Below are 18913 nucleotides of genomic sequence, written 5' to 3' on the forward strand. Positions count from 1 at the left end.
AGTATTATTAAAATCGTCATTGCGAGCGGTCGTAGACCGCGTGGCAATCCAGAAAAATAGTAAAAAATAACTAATTTTAGCGTTTTTTACTGGATTGCTTCGTCGAATTACTTTGTAATTCTTCTCGCAATGACGAAAAAACCTAATAATAACAACGTTTATTTTTTTCCGGACACTAACTGCGCTTTCGCAGGAATGACAATTAATGTCCCCTCAAATGCAAATAATCATTATATTTTGACATATCCAAATCATAAACAAAGGACTTGTTTGTAACATAATATTCAAGCAGTCTTATTAATCCTTGTTTATGTTTGTCTAGGGTTTCCATGCTTAAACTTATTTCTGTTGTTTGCACATAAGGCTTGGTGCTAGTTATTTTTACATAGGCAATGGTAATGTCTTCAATTGAATTCCCGCTTTCGTGGGAATGAGATAGTATATTAAAGCCGTTTTCGAGTATCATTAAACTTTCTATAATAAGCTGTGGTGAAAGTCCTAGCTCTATTTCTTTTTTAGTTGGGATAGTACCAGTTTTATAATCTAATATAGTTATGCGGTTTGATTTACTGATTTCAATTCGGTCAGCTATACCAATTATTTTTATATTCTGTCCTGCTATATTTAAGTTCAGCTCTCCCTTAATTTCAAAATAAATTTTTTGACAATTTTTTCTGCGTTCCATATCAAATAGAATAAAAGCTTTACTCAGTAGTGTTAGTTTTGTCTGCCAAGTTTTCTTTGTATATGTAGGGAGAATAGTGCTATGTAAAATATTATTGCCAATATTTAGCAAAGCTTGCTGTTTATCAAGCATATTCTGCTGGTCATAATTTTTAGAATATTCTTCTAAAACTTTATGAATAAAGTTCCCAAAATCTGATATTTTTGGCTCTTCCCATATCTTATCTTGAGTCCGTAGCTTCAGGATTTTCTTAGCATAAAAACCATATGGATTCCTGATTAAGGTTTCTATATCTGTTACAGATAATATATTTGGGAAAAAAGTACTGTGTGCTGCTTTTTTTCTATTGTCATCCCGTGGTTTGTCCACGGGATCCAGAAATATACTTTCAAAGATACCGCGATCAAGTCGCGGTATGACACTTTTATTCTGAGTGACATTTTGCAGCTTTAAAAATAAATTACAAGGAGTAGATAATTTTCCGGCATATTTTTTTGCATTTAATATGATTACTTCTTCATTTTGTAATAACAAATCAAAATAATCTGAATATAGTTTGGGAGTAATTTCATCATAATCTATATTCAATATTTGCTTTGCTTCTTTACTTAAATAAGGATGAGTAGTGGTAGTAGTACTCCAATTATCGCTATTAAAATGTGGTAATATAATTAAATTGAAACGAGATAAAGCAAGTTCTTCAGATGAGCCGATAACTATCTTAGATTCAATATTTTTATAATATTTAATACTAGAAAGTAATAGAGTAAAAATTTTAGGAAAATCTTTTTTACTGGTGTTTATACTATCGCTAAACTCTATTAAATTATTTAAAAATTCTAATAGCTCAGCTCCTTCCTCTTTTTCCCAAATTTCTGGTAAAAGCTTTTCAGCTATTTCTTTAGAAACTACTAATATATCATTGATATTATAAGGTTTAGTAGCAAATAAAATATCTACTAAATTATGGCAGTAACTTCTTAGATCCTCATTATCAAATTGTAATTGTAGTAAATATTTTGGCGAAGATATAAAACGATTTTTACCTGATAATAATAACTCAAGTTTCTGAACATTCGTGCAGTTTATTAAAGGATTTTTAAGTAATAAAAATAAAAGTTTCAAATCAAAATTATTACATAATATATTAATGATAGATATTAGTAAGCTACTTACATTTGTTAGTTTTAGATCATTACCGATCAAATCTTCAAACACTAACTCATATTTATCTAAATAGTTACAATATATCCTTTTCAATTTATCGTTATTTGTAACAATAGCTATTTTTTTATCCGCATTCAGCTTACATATGTGAGCTATCTGCTCAGCTTCTTCATAAATATCCGTAGGCTTATAATAATATATATTATTGTGAGCTAGTTTTATCTCATTATATTTAATTATTTGCAGTTCTTCTTCATATTTTTTTAAGAAAGAATCAGGCTTAAATATGCCGGCTAATATTACCTTTTTACTGCTGTTTTTGGTTCTTGCTATCTCTTCCAAAAGCAATTTTAATTTATAATTATTACTGCTTTGCTTTTCGTTTTTTTGCCATTTTAAAAAACTATATTCTAAGAATTTATAAATATTCTGCCAATATTCTGAATTATTGTAAGTCTCAATTAATTTTATATCGATATTATTATTTACTAAATCAGCAAATAATTTATTTAAAATTCCGGCAGTTTTTAATGCTTCCTCAGGAGTAAAATCTAATTTTTTATATTCGGTAATTATTTTTGACAAAGTAAATAATTCTTCCATTTTAGACATATAATCTTCCGAAGAATCTTTTTTTGAAATAATAGCATTGAATGGGATAATAATAGGTAAATTCTTTATATTATAATTGCCAGTCAAAAGCTCTTTTAATTCGATGCAAGAACGACTATTCGGCAATATTATTTTGAGTTCTTTATACAAATTATCTTTACCGAATTTACTTATAATAAATTCAGCAAAATCCTGTAAAAAAGAAATATTAGAAATCATAAATATCGTTTTTTATATCGAATATAGCATATTTAAAATCCAAAACAAATTTTTTAAAAAATCATATTTTATGGTAATTAACCCTTGATTATTAATTTTTGTTAATTATTATGAGAGAGATATTAATTTAAATGGAGGAGAATCATGGAGTATAAATTTGAAAAAGTTTTATCAATGTTAAACAAAGGTGGAATTGATATTAATTCCTTGGTTGAACACAATAACAAACACGTAAGTGGTGAGATATTTTCAGGTTACAAAACCACAGCTTTACATTGTGCTGCTTTCCACAATCATTATAAAATAGTAGAATTACTAATTGAGAGGGGGGCAGAAATTAATATTGAAGACTCAAATAATTATACTGCTGCTCTACGTGCTACACAATTTGGTCATTATGAAACAGTAAAATTATTTATTGATAAAGGTTTTTCTGATCTTGAAGATTTGTTATTTATGGCTGCTACTAATAATTACCTAAAGATAGCAAAGTTATTAATCGAGCATGAAGCAGATGTAAATTATAATAATGGCAAAATATTAAATGAGTTAGCATATTATGACTACGCAGAAATGTTAGAGTTACTCATTAAGAATGGAGCAGTCGTAAACCATATTGACTCTTCCACAAATCGAATCCCATTGGTAAAATCAATAATAACAAACCATGACGATGACAGCGATGATATTAACCCATTTGCTCAATATTTACTCGAATATCCTAATACTAATATTGAAGATGAAATATTAGAACCTGTGTATAAATCATATTTAAATAATCGTATAACAGGAATAGTTGAAGATATAGCAAAATGCGAGAAATTATATAAACAATCTAATTTAGAAGAGTTATATGAATATTTTAAAGATTGTGATTCAAAAGTACAAAATATTTTTTTAAATAGGCAAAAAAACAAATTTAATCCGGAAATAAAATATTTTAAGAATAAAGATGATTTATATAACGAAGCAACAAAATTAACAAAATTTACTTCTAATGATTTTGTTGATCCTGAACTAAAATCTTTAAGTAACTCAATATCTGAATATATTACATTAAAAAGATTAGCATTATTAGAAATTAAAGAGTCGAATATTGAATATAAAAATTCATATATACCTAAATCCTTAATTGAGGATTTAGACGAAGTTATAGCATTAGGTAGCCCCTCTGCTGATTAAGTTTTAATAAGCTTTTTAAACAAGACTAAATCTATATTACAAGAAAACCACAAAGTAATTTAACAAAGCAATCTAATTAAAATTTTTTAGATTGCTACCTTGCTTGAATTGTTTGCAATATAGATTTTTAAAGACTAAGTCGCAGGTGCTACATCGCCTCCCATAGTTTCAACATTTTCTTCTTCATAAATAGTAGCTGTAGTATGTTGACGCTCAGAAGCAAGTTGTTGATTAGAGCCTGCGTATTCTTTCAAATAACTTTTTATTTCTTCATTGCTGAGTAATTTCACAGCATTAGTCATGTTATATTTATCTATAAACTCTTTCGGCATAGTTTCTTTAAGAGCTTCAGAAGCGTTATCTAATAAATAAGATGATAAAAAATCTAATATTTTATTACCTTTTTTAAATGACAAAAAACTTAATATAGATTTATTAACACTTTCAGTTAGTAAACAAGTAACAATAATGCCATAATCATTTAATTTTTTGCACCATTCTTGAGTTTCGTTTATACCAAGATTTGGTTCTTTTATATGTGCTTTGGCAAATTTTACAGTTTGTAAAGCATATAATATTTGATTATATGTTTCGTCCATGGAAAATTTGGTTGGAGCTATTTTATAAGCTGATTTAACTTCTGATCTAACTTTTAATTCTTCTGCCAATTCTTTTATGTCATTAATAACAGGGTTTTGAGTATAGGAATTAAGACTAAGTATACTTGCTGAAAGTTTGCTTTTCATAACACTACCTATTAATAAGTTTTTAACATATTATTAATTACACATTAATTTTTATTAATAAATAAGTATTTTGTTTGGAAGATAAAATTATTATACCAGATGTGATAAATATAACGCATTAACATACTCGTTTATCAATTTTTCATTTATTCGTGGTATATTTCTAAGTGATGACCATTAATAAATATTTCAGCTTCTTTATGATTAGCTTCATGATCAAAATTTATTAATAACTCTTTTCCTGAGTTTTCATAAATTTCACTTGCTAATAACCTTTTATCAGCTCTAACCTTGATTTCAATAGCCTTTTCTTCAATAAATTTTACTCCATTTATACCATATTGATGATGTATTATTCCTTTCTCCATTGCTTTCTCAAAACGAGGCAATAAAGAACCAATTGATTTCTTCACTTTATCATCAATAATACTATAACAATCTTGTCCTTTATATTTACCAATATAAGTAGCTTCGGTACTTTTAACCTGACCTTTTCCTGGAATATTCCATGAAGTGGTATAATGAGTAATTTTCTGACTTAATATATGAAGCTGTTGTTCTTTTTTATCCTGATAATATTGATGAATTTTCTTAGCATCATATTGTGCAAGTAAACAATCTAAATCATCTATTTTTGTAGCTTCTTCAGAATCACCTATAAAGATTTCTTCTTGTTTTTCTTTACTTAATTGATTTGCATATTTCTTAGCTTTTTCTAGATCACTATTAAGTAAAGCAGCATTTATCCCAATTTCTAAAGTTTCTTCATTTTGGGGATGGGACTCTAAAACCTTTTCAACATTTTGTAAAACTTTTTGAACGTTTTTAGAAACTAGCTCACTTTTATCTTCTGCCATTAAAGAAGTATTGGCAGCATTAAGAACTTCGACTTTTTCTTCTTTTTTTAATTCCTCTGCATCATAAATTATAGAATCTGGATCAAGATAGCTTCTTAAGAGCGATAAATTTAACTTCTTACACTTCTCTATTTCATTTTCTGGAACTGTGTTTAATATGTTGCGAGCTATGTCAAATTGTTCTGTGTAAATAGCTACCGAGAGGGCTAATAATTTATCAATATCAGAATTTTTTTTGATTATTGTATTTAAATCTTTTGTAAAACGTGTTTTTTTACTAATTTTTTGATCAATTGAAAGAGAATTATATTTAGCACTATATTTATAAAGATCAAACATTTGAGTATGCTGAGGTTGTAAATCAGAGCGGTTAATATTCTCTAATTGGGAAGTAGTAATATTTGTTAGATTTTTGCCTAATTTTAGTAGATCTTTAAGACCAGATTCCGGCATTTGATTTAATAATGCTTCTATACTATCATCAGCATCATAATAACTATAAATACCCCATAAATTATAATTAATAGTTTGTATAATATATTTATCTGTAGCTGGTAATTTGTCTAAAGCATTCTTATAGCACTCTACAGCATATTCTCTCTGTCCATTTCTATGATTAAGATAACCTAATTTATAGTAACACCAACCTATATCTTGGTTTTTTGGTTTATCATCTATAGTCATATTATAAAGTGCTGCTGTAAGCAATTCTTCAGCTTCATTTGAATGTTTATTATTAATTAGTATATCTGTAGATTCTGCTGTAATATTAAAATAATGCTTTAAGTGAGAGGTTAGATCTATGATAGTTTTAATTTGATGTTCAACAGACATAAACTTGTTTACTAATTCAAACAAAATAGTCGTATATTTTTTATGATTAACATATTCTTGTTGAGAGAATATCGAATCTAAATTTGTTCTTGCATTTGAAAATATATCGGTAAATAATTTTTCTGCTACTTCATAGTGATTATTCTCTATGGTACACTCTAACGCCATTTTCATTATTTCAAGCTGTGAGAAAATACTTTCTATAGAATTATCCGCTTCAGTTTTTGCACTTTTAGAAAATTTTTCAGCATAGGCAACATTATTTACTAAAAAGGTAACGTCTCCATTAGATTTTTGCTCAGGATGATATTTTCTTAACACTTCCTTTAGTGCTTTATGTTCTTGAATATTTTTATATTCATAATTATTAAATAAAATTTTTAACACAAAAAATTTCATATTCTTATTTGTATTAATAGGAATTTTTTTTACTGCTGAACTGTTACCACTTAAAAAATTCAAAATATTTATTATTATCTCTGCTCCAGCTTCTATAGAACCTTTCATATTTGAAAGTTTTGACCATGCATTATCTTGTAAAATTATAGGAAGAGCCGGTACAAATTTTAGTACCTTATCTTTATCCAGGGCTGTAAAATTAAATTTTAATTCAGTAGGAGATTTAGACTTTTTCATAATAAATACTTAATACAAATTAGGTATAAATTATAAAATAAATTTAATAAATTGTAAAGCAAATATTAATTTTTTAAATAGGAATTAATTAGATAACAGAAAAACTAGGGTGGTAATTTTTTAGTGTTATGTTGTAGCGATGATATTACGTGGATCGTTTGTTATTCCGGCTTAAGGCTTGCTTGTGTGGATCGGAAAACGCCTTGGATGTCATTCCCGCGGAGGCGGGAATTCAGGGTAAAGCGAGATACCTAAGCTTTTAGTTTTAAAAACTTGTTTTATTTATGTTTTTTTATTACTGGATTCCCGCCTACGCGGGAATGACATGACCCCGTGAACAAGCCACGGGAGGCATTGTTGCGTGGATCGAAAAACGCCCTTGGTGTCATCCCGTGGCTTGTCCACGGGATCCAGAAAATAATAAAAAATACTAATAATATTAGCATTTTTTACTGGATTGCTTCGTCGTCTATGACTAGCATTGTTGCGTGGATGCCAAGTCGTCATTGCGAGCGGTCGAAGACCGCGTGGCAATCTCAGGAAATAATGATGAGATTGCTTCGTCAAAACTTAAAGTTTTTCCTCGCAATGACGAGAAAATGATCTACGCAACAATGCCTCTATGACTCCTCGCAATGACAGGAAAACGATTTACGCAGACATTGACACTGAGGCGTTAGAAGTCCATGCCTCCCATTCCGCCCATGCCACCCATACCGCCACGCATTGGCATTGGGTTTTCTTTGTCTTCAGGTTCATCAACAATTAAAGTTTCCGTAGTGATAATTAACGAAGCAACAGAAGCTGCATCTTGCAGAGCAGTACGCACTACTTTAGCCGGATCAATAATTCCTGCTTTAATCATATCAACATATTGTATATCTTGAGCGTTAAAGCCGAAATTCTTATCTTTATGCTCTAATAATTTACCAACTACTACACCGCCATTCTCGCCAGCATTTTCAACGATTTGCTTTATTGGATCTTTTAAAGCTTCGATTACTAATTCAATACCTGCTTGTTGGTCTTTATTGTCTACTTTCAGATTTTTTAAAGCTTGTGAAGCATGTAGTAATGTCACACCGCCACCAGCAACAACACCTTCTTCAACAGCAGCACGTGTTGCAGCAAGTGCATCCTCAACGCGATCTTTACGCTCTTTTACTTCAACTTCAGTAGCACCGCCGACTTTAAGTACAGCAACACCGCCAGAAAGTTTAGCTAAACGCTCTTGTAATTTTTCTTTATCATAGTCAGAAGTAGTTTCAGCGATATGTGATTTAATTTGTAATACTCTCTCTTCGATATTTTTCTTATCGCCGCTACCGTCAACAATTACAGTATTTTCTTTAGAGATTGTAACTCTTTTTGCATGACCTAAACTTTTAAGGCTAACATTTTCAAGCTTCATGCCTAAATCTTCGGTTATAAGCTCACCATTAGTTAGAATGGCAATATCTTCCATCATGGCTTTTCTTCTATCACCAAAGCCTGGAGCTTTTACAGCTGCAACTTTTAAACCACCACGTAATCTATTTACTACTAAGGTTGCAAGAGCTTCTCCTTCAACATCTTCAGCAATGATTAATAAAGGACGTTGTGACTGTACCACCGCCTCAAGGATAGGTAGCATTGGTTGTAAGTTTGATAGTTTTTTCTCAAATAATAAGATGTAAGGATTTTCAAGTTCAGCAACCATTTTTTCAGAATTTGTTACAAAATATGGTGATAAATAACCTCTATCAAACATCATTCCTTTAACTACTTCAACATCAAAGCTGAAATTCTTTGCTTCTTCAACAGTTATTACGCCTTCTTTGCCAACTTCTTCCATCGCTTTAGCAATTTTCTCACCGATTTCTTTATCACCATTTGAGGATATAGTACCAACTTGAGCGATCTCTTCTTGGCTATCGATTTTTTTACTAGCTTTTTTAACTTCTTCTAATACTGTATTTACCGCTAAATCCATACCACGTTTTAAATCCATTGGATTATAACCAGCAGCAACAAGCTTGTTACCCTCACGTGCTAAAGCTCTAGCAAGAACAGTTGCGGTAGTTGTTCCATCACCTGCAACTTCAGCAGCTTTAGTAGCGGCTGACTTTAACAGCTGAGCCCCAGCATTTCTAATTTTGTCTTTTAATTCAATAGATTTTGCAACAGTAACACCATCTTTAGTAATTTTTGGTGCTCCAAATGATTGCTCGATAAGTACGTTTCTGCCTTTTGGACCTAAAGTAACTTTTACTGCATCAGCTAAAATATCGATTCCCTCTAGCATTTGCTCACGTGCTTTTGAGCCGTGCTTAATAAGTTTTGTTGCCATATTTAAATTCTCCTTAAAACAAATAATTAATTAATAATACCAAATACATCGCTTTCTTTCATTACGATGAGATCTTCACCCTTGACTTTAATTTCAGTACCAGCCCATTTACCATATAGAACTTTATCACCTACTTTTAACTCTAAAGGATGCACTTCGCCTTTTTCATTACGAACGCCTTTGCCAACTGCTACGACTTCACCTTGCATTGGTTTTTCTTTAGCAGTATCCGGAATAATAATTCCACCTTTAGTTTTTTCTTCATGTTCGATAGGCTTTATTGCAATTCTATCGTATAATGGTTTAAAAGACATTTTAACCTCCAAATTATATAAATATTTTAAATGTACATACTATATATATTTTATTTTCATTAGTTCAAGAGTAAAAATAAAAATTTTTTAGTTACTGATTTAAGGCTAAAATTTATTTGCTTAATTACTTGAGATTTAATATTGCAAGTAATTTTTAATTAATTATAATACACTTCTCAACCTTTAGTCTTTAATTGGTTGAATTAAGCAAAAGCTTATAATCTTTATAATAAGATAAATAATAATTTTATTTTGAAATCGGGCGAGGAAATGACCTCAAACCTTGATTTCTACAACTTTTCTTTATAATAGCAATTATAAAAATTGATTTGCTACTGCTAATAAATTAAGGAGGTATTGTTGTTTCAAAAAGTTATTAAACATTTAAGTCATAATTTATCTAAACATGATATTACCGCTAAAATAACAGGTAGAATTAAACATCCCGTATCAATTTTATATAAATTGTATAGTAAGGGGATAAAAATAGAACAATTAACTGATATCTTCGCAATTAGGATAGTGGTATTAGATGAAGAAAAATGCTATAAAACTTTAAAAATAGTACATAATTTATATGAGTATGAAAAAGATAAGCTAAAAAATTATATTGATAATCCTAAACCAAATGGTTACCAATCTTTACATACTGTTATTATAACTGAAGATCAATATAGAATAGAAATACAGATACGCGATGAAAATATGCATTATCATGCCGAAAGCGGTGGAGCAGCACATTGGAGGTATAAAAGCGATTTAATTAACGCATTAAAATTTTAACTCGTTATTTAAATTCATTTTGAGAATCTAAAATAGAGTTTTTAAAATTTGTTGTATTAAGTAAGTCATTTTGTTCACCTTTTGAAGGGAAATTTTGTTCTATAAAATTAACACACATTTAATAATTGCTGCTCTATTGTTCTTATCTCAAGATATGCAGCTATAAGTAAAAAGCTTTCTATAGTTTCTTTGACTGTTTTTAAAGCTTTGTCAGGAGACTTAGCATTTATGGTTTGTAAATTATGTAGACGATCAAATACTTTGATAAGTGCTATATCATATTTTTTTTCTTGAATTAATAAATTTAACATTTCACCGGAGCTTATTTTTCCATGCGGTTTAATTCTTGTTAAGTGTTCTACATTATCTGCAATATCTTTATCAAAAATTTTGCTAATATCCTCATGTGTTAAATGAGTATCTTCTATTGTGTCATGAAGCAGAGCAACGATTATCATATAAGATTTATAAAGCTTTGGTGCTTCATGAGCTGCAAATTCAGCTAACATTATTGCTACTTCTATTGGATGGGTATAATAAGGCTCGCCTGATTGACGCATTTGTCCCTCATGATACTTATGAGCATAGTAAAGTCCTTTTTCGATTTCTTTAATATCTATAGGATTTTTTGTTGTGATGTTTAATTCTTGAATTTTATCAATTAGTTTCTTGCCATAATCGCAAGCTTCAAATTTATTCTGCCAAATGTCAATATCTTCCATAACTCTAATAACTTATTATAATTTTAATCTTTAATGTATACCTACTTAAATTACTATATTTTTTTAGGAAAATTAATAGTATTTTAAAAAGATATTATCTTTTGTATCAAAAAATTTTATTTTTGGGTAAAGATAGCGATATAATTTACATTTAGGCATAATTTTATTTAAATAATAACTTATCATTAAATCTTATACTGCTATTTCTTTTCTAGATTTTCTACTAAAGATATTTTTACCGGTAGGTGTGATTTTTTTACATTGCAAAATAACAATTTAATTAATTTTTATTAACGTAATAAATAGTATATATGCATTCAATATTTACTGCTAATTTCAATAAAATATAAACCTAATTAATAAATCTTAATTTTCTATAATATAATTTCTTATAATTTTTTCAATTATTTAGTTTATAATTTCTTGTTTAGCATCAAAAACTCTAGTAATCATATAATTATAAAGATAGTTTTGTTATTCAATCTATCTTTAATTTCAAATTAATAAATTATATGGAGGTTATTATGCCATTACATTATATGATTACGGCAAAATAGGGAAAAGACCAAGCTGAGTGGTTTATTCCTTTAGATATTACAATTAGAAATAATACAGATAAGGATGTAAATTCTCCTACAATAAGTTTTGATGTTAGTAAAATAGCAAATATAAGTGGTGAAGTTAGAGCGTATACGGGTTTTGCTCAACAAACATTTACCGGACCTGTAATTAAAGGAAGTTTGTCAGAGCATATGGCACTATTAAAAGCTAAAAGTTCTACAACTTTAACTTTTGGTGTTAATTTTTCTAGTACTTCTATTTATCCTACATTACCTACTGATTTTACCTTTAATGGTGAGCCTATTGTAATACCTGATGATCATACTCCTCCAACTAAAGTAGAAGATATAGTAACAGCTGCTTCTGGTCCTACAAGTTTCTCTTTAAACTGGACTCCAAGTATAGATGAAGAAACAGGTGTTGATAAATATATAGTAAAATATAGAGCAACTAATGAAACAACGGATCATGAAGCAAGTACCACAACTAACAGTATATCTTTAAAGAATTTAGCTGCTAATACAAAATATCAAGTTAATATTTCAGCAGTTGACTTTGCGGGTAATGCTTCTGCTTCTAGTGCATATTATGCTTCTACAGATGAAGCTTTAAAAGGTCCTGCAAAATGGAATACTGGTAATTGGATTAAAGGTTCTCCTTTTGTTGATTCAACTGCTTGGCCAACTCCTCCTATTGATAAATGGGCTGCAGAATATAATTTAAAAGGTTATTTCTTAGGATTTATTACAGCTCATTATGATACTGCTAGTGGAAGCCATAAAGCTTGCTGGGGCGGTAATTTAAAGATGTATGATGGGATTGATAATCAAGAATATGATGGTGACGTAACAATCTCTAACTATTACAAAACATATATTAATGGTATTAGAAAAAATGGCGGTGATGTAATTTTATCTTTTGGTGGTGCATCAAATGAACCAATAGAAGCTCCAATATCAGACGTTAAGAAAATTGTTGATATTTATTTAAAAGCTATTACAAATTATGGGTTAACTTTAATTGATTTTGACTTTGAAGGTGGTTTCTTAGGTCATACAGATGCTTTAGATAGACATATTGCAGCCATAACCGAAGTAATTAAAGCAAAACCTGATATAAAAATTTCTTATACCTTACCTGTAGACGGGGCTCCTGGCTTAATGGGCTTTAATGGAAACGGTACCACATTCCTTAAAAAATTACATGATGCAGGTATCACACCATCGCTTGTTAACGGTATGTCTATGGAATTTGGTCAAGGTTCAAATGCTAATCTGTTTGAGTGTGCTAGACTTTCTCTTGAAGGTGATGCTGCTAACGATACAGATGGTAGCAAAAAAGGTGCAATCAAACAGCTTTCAGAAATTTGGACAAACTTAACTCCAAAAGAACTTTATGCAATGACTGGTCTATGTACTATGTTTGGCAAACACCTAAATGGAAAAGTCAATACTGTTGCAGATCAAAGAGAAATCAATAAATATTTTGTTGGTGATAAAGGTCTTGGAAATGTCAGCGGTTGGGATGCTTCAATAGATAGTGATCCTGCAAAAGGTGGCGGTGGTTATAATGTTGGTGATTATAGTAAAGCTGTTGCTGACTATAATCCTGAATTATTAGGAAGTCATGTTGTTACAGACGCTCACTAAACCTTAAAATAATACAGTTGGTTAACTTAAACTTGCTTACAATTTAAGCTTTTGCATGCAAATCTAACTTAATTAGCTAGCCGTAATGCCTTAAATCTTAAGGCATTACTTCCCCTCCTTTTTTTCAGAGATAGTAATCCTTACTATTTCTGAAAGTTTTTTTCAAATAACAAGTATACTTTTTTCAAAATTAATATTTCATATTTTCTTTAAAAGAAGATTATAATATGTAGATATCTTCTATGTTGTATTTTTAACAATACATATTACAACTAAATTAACTTTTATTAATATTTAGACCATACATTTTCTCATCAATAATCCTAGTGCTTTAGTAAAATTTATAAAATAATTAACTAATCTTAACTAATTATTTATAATACTATAATATGTATTTCCTTGAATAATGGAGAAACCTCAGTAACTATTTTATTCATAAAAATAAATTTAAATTAAGTTTATTTTTATATAAATGCTAATTTATATAAATTTTTTAATTCAAATAAAGGTTAATTTATGTCGAAAAAGAAAGAGATTGATAATGATAATCTAGAAACACAAACAAATGAAACAGCTGAGGCTGCTAATGTTGGTTCAAATGAAAGTGAATCAAGTCGTGCTTCTACGCCAATAAGCCCTGAAACAATGGCAATCATCAGCAAAGAGTTAGAATCATTAACAAATGTTGAGAAAGGTGATGGTGAGCCTGAAGCTGAAGAGTCTTCTGATTTACCTAAAGATGCTTCTATGGTGATTTCATCTGAAACTGGTGAGGCAGTAAGTAATTTACAAGACTCTGATGAAGTTGATGCATTGGGTGACGTAGTACGCAGTACTGAAATTGCAGAATAATTGAAGTCTTATATGTGATTTGTCATTGCGAGGAAAATTACGAAGTAATTGACGAAGCAAGGAGGTATAAAAAATACTAACTTATAGCATTTTTTAACTAGATTGCCACGCTCATTTCATTCGCTAGCAATGACTAATTGGTATCCACGTAATAATACCATCACGGGGTGATAACAATAAAATCGAGCCATGCAACAATGTCCTTTAATTCTTGCAATGACTATTTCGCTATACTCAATCATAATAAAATTTAAAAATACCAATTATGTCAAAATATGTTTCTAACAAATATAATATTAAAGAAAAACAGGATGATGAAAATATATTGGGTCAATTGAAAGATTTAGAAGAAGAAATAAATGAAAAATATGAAGTTAATATAGTGGGTGATATTTCCTTACCCCTATCAATAAACTTCCTTTCTTTGAAAAGTAGTATTTCATACTCCTTTCCAAAGAAGCTTTAAATGATGGGTATACAAGGTGAAAAGCGGTTTCCACCTTGTATACAATTTTAATTTATATATTTTATTAGTTTATAGAGTATATTTTTCTGAAATAAAACCTTTATCGATATAGCTAGGTAATTTTGATAATTCTTGTTTTAGTTCGTTATCTACTCCTATAGTTTCAAATTTACGATCAACTAAGAAAATTATAGGCTTAGTATTGTGATTATAGAAAAAATCAAAATTTGGCTTGTTATCAAAATATCGATACACTCGAGGGAAATGATAAGCATGGGTAACAATAGCGATTTCAGTATTATTTAAATCAATATTACCGTCTTCATGTTCTTTATATAAAGTTTTAAACTGTCCGCCAGTGTTAGCCTGATTTTCCGGTAATGCAAAAATATAAAAATTCTCTTTTGGATAATCCTTGATCTCGTTCTTATCTAAATCTTTCTGTAACAAACTGTTACCTTCCGCTCCGCCATTAAATAAAATTATCGGTCCATGCTCCTTTAATTCTTGATAAGTTAAATCAGATACGTGCTTATTAAGCTTTTTAGCGGCTACTTCTCTTGCAATTTCAATACCAAGTCTCATTCTATTATAACCGTCTTCTTTATCTACAGCCCCTATATTTTGGGCATGAGAAATAATAGGCATTTTATTATAAGAATGTCTTGCTGACAAAACCCATACATATTTTATATTCTTATCTATCTCAGGATTTTCAGTGGCATAAATATTTTGTATCTCTGAAATAAAACTTTTACGTACCTGCTCATTATTAATCTCTAAATTATTAAGATCAGTTACTAGTTGTTCAAAATGCTTATCTTGTGTATGTTTTTGGTAATTCTGAAATCCTAGAATCGAAACTATAGCTATAATAATTATAGAAATAGCAATGCCAAAGTTTTTGCAGCTTTTCATATTGTGATAAAGTAATTAGGTTGAAATATGGGAGAGACATATCACGGCTTAATCGTAATATCAAGCAAAATAACTTTTGGTAACTGGTATTACTATTTTCCGTCTGAGCTAAGGAAATTACGGAGTAATTGACGAAGCAATCCAGAAAAAATAATATTAGTATTTTTAACTGGATTGCCGCGTCGATGCTACGCATCTCCTCGCAATGACGGAAAAATTGATCCATTTTATCTCCTACCACCCGCATTCATAGCTAAGCTTGCTGAGACAAATTCTTCGAGATCGCCATCAAGTACGCCCTTAGTGTCAGAAGTTTCATAATCAGTGCGTAGATCTTTTACCATTTGATAGGGCTGCAACACATATGATCTAATTTGATGCCCCCAACTATTATCCGTCTTGGCGGCATTCTGCTCGTTAACACTATCGGTACGTTTTTGCATTTCAAGCTCATAGAGTTTAGCTTGTAGCATTTTCATAGCTTGAGCTTTATTTTTATGTTGCGATCTGTCGCTTTGGCATTGTGTAACCGTGTCGGTAGGTATATGGGTGATACGTACCGCTGAATCGGTAGTATTAACATGTTGTCCTCCCGCTCCCGATGCTCTAAAAGTATCGATTCTTAAATCTTTATCGTCAATTGTAATTGCTATATTGTCGTCAATTTCCGGATATACCCAGCTACTTGCAAAGCTGGTCATACGTTTGCCTGCCGCATTAAAAGGAGAAATACGCACCAACCTATGCACTCCTGCTTCAGTTTTAAGCCAGCCATAAGCACGCTTACCGATTATCCTAATCGTGCATGATTTTATGCCTGCTTCTTCGCCATTAATCATATTAATGATCTCAGTTTTGAAGCCTAATCTTTCGGCAAAACGTAAATACATACGCATCATAATAGACGCCCAATCGTGACTTTCTGTTCCTCCCGCTCCGGCATTTATTTCTAAAAAGCAGTTATTACTATCTGCTTCGCCTGAAAACAAACACTCAGTTTCAAATTTTGCGGCAATAGTGCTTAAATTTTGTAAATCTTTCTCAACTTGCTGCATTATCTCAAGATCATTTTCAGCTTCAGCCATTTCTTCAAGCTCTAATGCATCTTTTAGATTAGACTTAATTTTATTATAAGCTCCTAATTGTTCTTCTAGATTGCTTTTTTCTCGTAGTAATTTTTGAGCATTAGCTTGATCATTCCATAGATCGGGACTTGCCGCTAACTCCTCTAACTCTGCTAGTCTAGTTGCTGACGTTTCGACGTCAAAGTGACCTCCGAAGCAGTTCTAAAGACTGCTCAATTTTCTTAACGTAATTCTCTATTTCCGCTCGCATTATTTTTTCCTGTTATATATTTTGGTTTTGTTATATTATCGTGACTATAGACGTCATTGCGAGGAAAAACTATAAGTTTTGACAAAGCAATCTCAGGATATTTTCATGAGATTGCCACGTCAAGGCTTCGCCTCTCCTCGCAATGACGGAGATGATAAAACGCAAATTATATCACAATAATTATGAATAATCAAAAATATATAAGGAACTTCTCAATAATAGCTCATATCGATCACGGCAAATCTACTTTGGCTGACCGGTTAATTGAATATTGCGGTGGCTTGCAGGCAAGAGAAATGAGCCAGCAAGTACTAGATTCAATGGATATCGAAAAAGAGCGGGGCATAACAATCAAAGCCCAAACAGTGCGGCTTGTATATAAGGCTAAAGACGGCAATACTTACTACTTAAATTTGATGGATACCCCTGGGCATGTCGATTTCGCTTATGAGGTTAGTAGATCGCTTGCAGCGTGTGAGGGGTCGTTGTTAGTGGTTGATAGTACGCAAGGGGTAGAGGCACAAACTCTTGCCAATGTTTATCAGGCAATTGAGAATAATCATGAAATAGTGCCAGTACTGAATAAGATTGATCTTCCGGCGTCAGAACCTGAGCAGGTAAAACAACAAATAGAGGACATAATTGGGATTGATGCAAGTGAGGCAGTACTGATTTCTGCCAAAAGTGGTATAGGTATTGACTTAGTTTTAGAAGCAATCGTAAATAAATTACCTCCACCGAAAGAAAGTAATACAGATATTTTAAAAGCATTGCTTGTTGATAGTTGGTATGACCCTTATCTTGGTGTAGTTATTTTAGTGCGTGTTATTGATGGATCGTTACGTAAGAATATGAAAGTCAAAATGATGGCAACGAATTCGGTTTATACAATAGAGAATGTTGGATATTTTACTCCCAAAAAACATATTTCGGATGTTCTGCATGCAGGGGAAATCGGCTTTTTCACTGCTTCTATAAAGCAGGTAGCAGATTGTAAGGTTGGAGATACTATTACCGATGAGAAGAAGCCTTGTGAGCAAGCTCTGCCAGGTTTTAAACCAAACTTGCCGGTAGTATTCTGCGGGCTTTATCCGACAGATAGTAGCGAGTTTGAGCATTTAAAGGATTCGCTGGCAAAACTTCGCCTTAATGATGCTAGCTTTGAGTATGAAATGGAAAGCTCATCAGCTTTAGGAGTTGGTTTTAGGTGTGGTTTTTTAGGGTTGCTACATTTAGAGATCATACAGGAACGTTTAAGTAGAGAGTTTGATCTAGATTTAATTACTACCGCTCCAAGCGTGGTGTATAAAATTCATATGCGTGAGGGTGAAGTGCTAGAGATTCACAATCCAGCTGATTTACCTGATCTGCAAAAAATCGACTCAATGGAAGAACCTTGGATTAAAGCAACTATAATGGTACCTGATGAGTTTTTAGGTGCGGTATTATCGCTTTGCACTGAAAAAAGAGGAATTCAGTTAGATCACAACTATATAGCAAATAGGGCAAAAGTAGTATATAAATTGCCACTAAATGAGATAGTATATGATTTTTACGATCGGTTAAAAAGTTGCTCAAAAGGTTATGCAAGTTTTGAATGGCAAATGGATACATACGAGCCGTCTGAACTTGTGAAGCTTGGGATTCTGGTTAACAGCGAGGTAGTTGATGCGTTATCGACAATCGTACATCGCTCACGTGCTGAGCAGCGGGGGAGGGCGTTATGCATAAGGCTAAAGGATTTGATACCGAGACAGCAGATCGATATTGCAATTCAAGCAAGTATTGGCAGCCGTATTATTGCCCGTGAGACTATTAAGGCATTGCGTAAAGATGTTTTATCCAAATGTTACGGCGGTGATATAACTCGTAAACGTAAGCTGCTCGAGAAGCAAAAAGCCGGTAAGAAGAGAATGAGGCAGTACGGCAATATCGAAATCCCACAATCTGCATTCATCGCAGCATTAAAAATAGGGGATGAATAGTAGTTTTTTCTTCGTCATCCCGTGATTTATTCACGGGATTCAGCATAAAGCGAGATAACCT

General features: G+C 31.2%; 13 protein-coding genes and 1 pseudogene. 6 read left to right on the plus strand and 8 right to left on the minus strand.

The genetic code is table 11. The features are described from left to right. Window positions 1-202 precede the first annotated feature (202 nt). Entirely contained in the window at window positions 203-2683 is a 2481-nt protein-coding gene (locus AAHF54_RS03045; protein ID WP_342170192.1) for a PD-(D/E)XK nuclease family protein, read from the minus strand. Between the two features lie 144 nt (window positions 2684-2827). Here AAHF54_RS03045 and AAHF54_RS03050 point away from each other — a divergent pair, with 144 nt between their 5' ends. After that, entirely contained in the window at window positions 2828-3865 is a 1038-nt protein-coding gene (locus AAHF54_RS03050) for an ankyrin repeat domain-containing protein (RefSeq protein WP_341794314.1), read from the plus strand. Between the two features lie 134 nt (window positions 3866-3999). Here the strand turns inward: AAHF54_RS03050 and AAHF54_RS03055 are convergent, their stop codons facing one another. The 4 genes from AAHF54_RS03055 to AAHF54_RS03075 form a co-directional block, all read right to left on the minus strand. Further along, a complete protein-coding gene (locus AAHF54_RS03055) occupies window positions 4000-4611 on the minus strand; it encodes a hypothetical protein (RefSeq protein ID WP_341789098.1) in 612 nt (203 codons plus the stop codon). A 146-nt stretch (window positions 4612-4757) separates the two neighbouring features. Further along, window positions 4758-6938, minus strand: a complete 2181-nt coding sequence (locus tag AAHF54_RS03060; RefSeq protein ID WP_342170193.1) for a hypothetical protein — start codon at window positions 6936-6938, stop codon at window positions 4758-4760. Between the two features lie 676 nt (window positions 6939-7614). Continuing rightward, window positions 7615-9267: a chaperonin GroEL gene (gene groL, locus AAHF54_RS03070; protein WP_341789100.1), complete on the minus strand. Its 1653-nt coding sequence runs from the start codon at window positions 9265-9267 to the stop codon at window positions 7615-7617. Between the two features lie 26 nt (window positions 9268-9293). Next, window positions 9294-9581 (minus strand): co-chaperone GroES, encoded by a 288-nt coding sequence (locus AAHF54_RS03075; protein WP_011477260.1) that lies wholly within the window; start codon window positions 9579-9581, stop codon window positions 9294-9296. Between the two features lie 360 nt (window positions 9582-9941). Here AAHF54_RS03075 and AAHF54_RS03080 point away from each other — a divergent pair, with 360 nt between their 5' ends. After that, window positions 9942-10364, plus strand: coding sequence for a bifunctional (p)ppGpp synthetase/guanosine-3',5'-bis(diphosphate) 3'-pyrophosphohydrolase (locus AAHF54_RS03080; protein ID WP_342170194.1), 423 nt, complete (start codon window positions 9942-9944; stop codon window positions 10362-10364). A 4-nt stretch (window positions 10365-10368) separates the two neighbouring features. Here AAHF54_RS03080 and AAHF54_RS03085 read toward each other — a convergent pair. After that, window positions 10369-11086, minus strand: a pseudogene (locus AAHF54_RS03085) (HD domain-containing protein). Between the two features lie 752 nt (window positions 11087-11838). Here AAHF54_RS03085 and AAHF54_RS03090 point away from each other — a divergent pair. The 3 genes from AAHF54_RS03090 to AAHF54_RS03100 all read left to right on the plus strand — a co-directional run bounded on the left by AAHF54_RS03090 (window position 11839) and on the right by AAHF54_RS03100 (window position 14614). Continuing rightward, window positions 11839-13296 carry a fibronectin type III domain-containing protein gene (locus AAHF54_RS03090; RefSeq protein ID WP_341789102.1) on the plus strand — a complete coding sequence of 486 codons (1458 nt, stop codon included), beginning with the start codon at window positions 11839-11841 and terminating at the stop codon, window positions 13294-13296. A gap of 516 nt (window positions 13297-13812) precedes the next feature. Next, a complete protein-coding gene (locus AAHF54_RS03095; protein WP_341789103.1) occupies window positions 13813-14148 on the plus strand; it encodes a hypothetical protein in 336 nt (111 codons plus the stop codon). A gap of 265 nt (window positions 14149-14413) precedes the next feature. Then, window positions 14414-14614 (plus strand): hypothetical protein, encoded by a 201-nt coding sequence (locus AAHF54_RS03100; protein ID WP_341789104.1) that lies wholly within the window; start codon window positions 14414-14416, stop codon window positions 14612-14614. A 69-nt stretch (window positions 14615-14683) separates the two neighbouring features. On the opposite strand, the gene AAHF54_RS03105 is transcribed toward AAHF54_RS03100, so the two are convergent. Then, window positions 14684-15532 carry a hypothetical protein gene (locus AAHF54_RS03105; protein ID WP_341789105.1) on the minus strand — a complete coding sequence of 283 codons (849 nt, stop codon included), beginning with the start codon at window positions 15530-15532 and terminating at the stop codon, window positions 14684-14686. A 227-nt stretch (window positions 15533-15759) separates the two neighbouring features. Next, window positions 15760-16867, minus strand: a protein-coding gene (gene prfB, locus AAHF54_RS03110; protein ID WP_342170195.1) for a peptide chain release factor 2 whose coding sequence is annotated in 2 segments (ribosomal slippage) — window positions 15760-16797 and window positions 16799-16867 — 1107 coding nt in all. Because the reading frame shifts where the segments join, the coding sequence is not laid out codon by codon here. A 182-nt stretch (window positions 16868-17049) separates the two neighbouring features. Here prfB and lepA point away from each other — a divergent pair. Beyond that, window positions 17050-18852, plus strand: a complete 1803-nt coding sequence (gene lepA / locus AAHF54_RS03115) for a translation elongation factor 4 (protein ID WP_341789107.1) — start codon at window positions 17050-17052, stop codon at window positions 18850-18852. Window positions 18853-18913 lie beyond the last annotated feature (61 nt).

The organism is Rickettsia endosymbiont of Seladonia tumulorum (genome assembly GCF_964030815.1).
GTDB lineage: Bacteria > Pseudomonadota > Alphaproteobacteria > Rickettsiales > Rickettsiaceae > Rickettsia.

Excerpts from the sequence above, each read along its gene's own strand:
- AAHF54_RS03075 (WP_011477260.1), bottom strand. The coding sequence starts at position 9,581 with ATGTCTTTTAAACCATTATACGATAGAATTGCAATAAAGCCTATCGAA.
- AAHF54_RS03100 (WP_341789104.1), top strand. The coding sequence starts at position 14,414 with ATGTCAAAATATGTTTCTAACAAATATAATATTAAAGAAAAACAGGAT.
- AAHF54_RS03095 (WP_341789103.1), top strand. The coding sequence starts at position 13,813 with ATGTCGAAAAAGAAAGAGATTGATAATGATAATCTAGAAACACAAACA.
- lepA (WP_341789107.1), top strand. The coding sequence starts at position 17,050 with ATGAATAATCAAAAATATATAAGGAACTTCTCAATAATAGCTCATATC.
- AAHF54_RS03050 (WP_341794314.1), top strand. The coding sequence starts at position 2,828 with ATGGAGTATAAATTTGAAAAAGTTTTATCAATGTTAAACAAAGGTGGA.
- AAHF54_RS03090 (WP_341789102.1), top strand. The coding sequence starts at position 11,839 with ATGGCACTATTAAAAGCTAAAAGTTCTACAACTTTAACTTTTGGTGTT.
- AAHF54_RS03105 (WP_341789105.1), bottom strand. The coding sequence starts at position 15,532 with ATGAAAAGCTGCAAAAACTTTGGCATTGCTATTTCTATAATTATTATA.
- groL (WP_341789100.1), bottom strand. The coding sequence starts at position 9,267 with ATGGCAACAAAACTTATTAAGCACGGCTCAAAAGCACGTGAGCAAATG.
- AAHF54_RS03055 (WP_341789098.1), bottom strand. The coding sequence starts at position 4,611 with ATGAAAAGCAAACTTTCAGCAAGTATACTTAGTCTTAATTCCTATACT.
- AAHF54_RS03045 (WP_342170192.1), bottom strand. The coding sequence starts at position 2,683 with ATGATTTCTAATATTTCTTTTTTACAGGATTTTGCTGAATTTATTATA.
- AAHF54_RS03060 (WP_342170193.1), bottom strand. The coding sequence starts at position 6,938 with ATGAAAAAGTCTAAATCTCCTACTGAATTAAAATTTAATTTTACAGCC.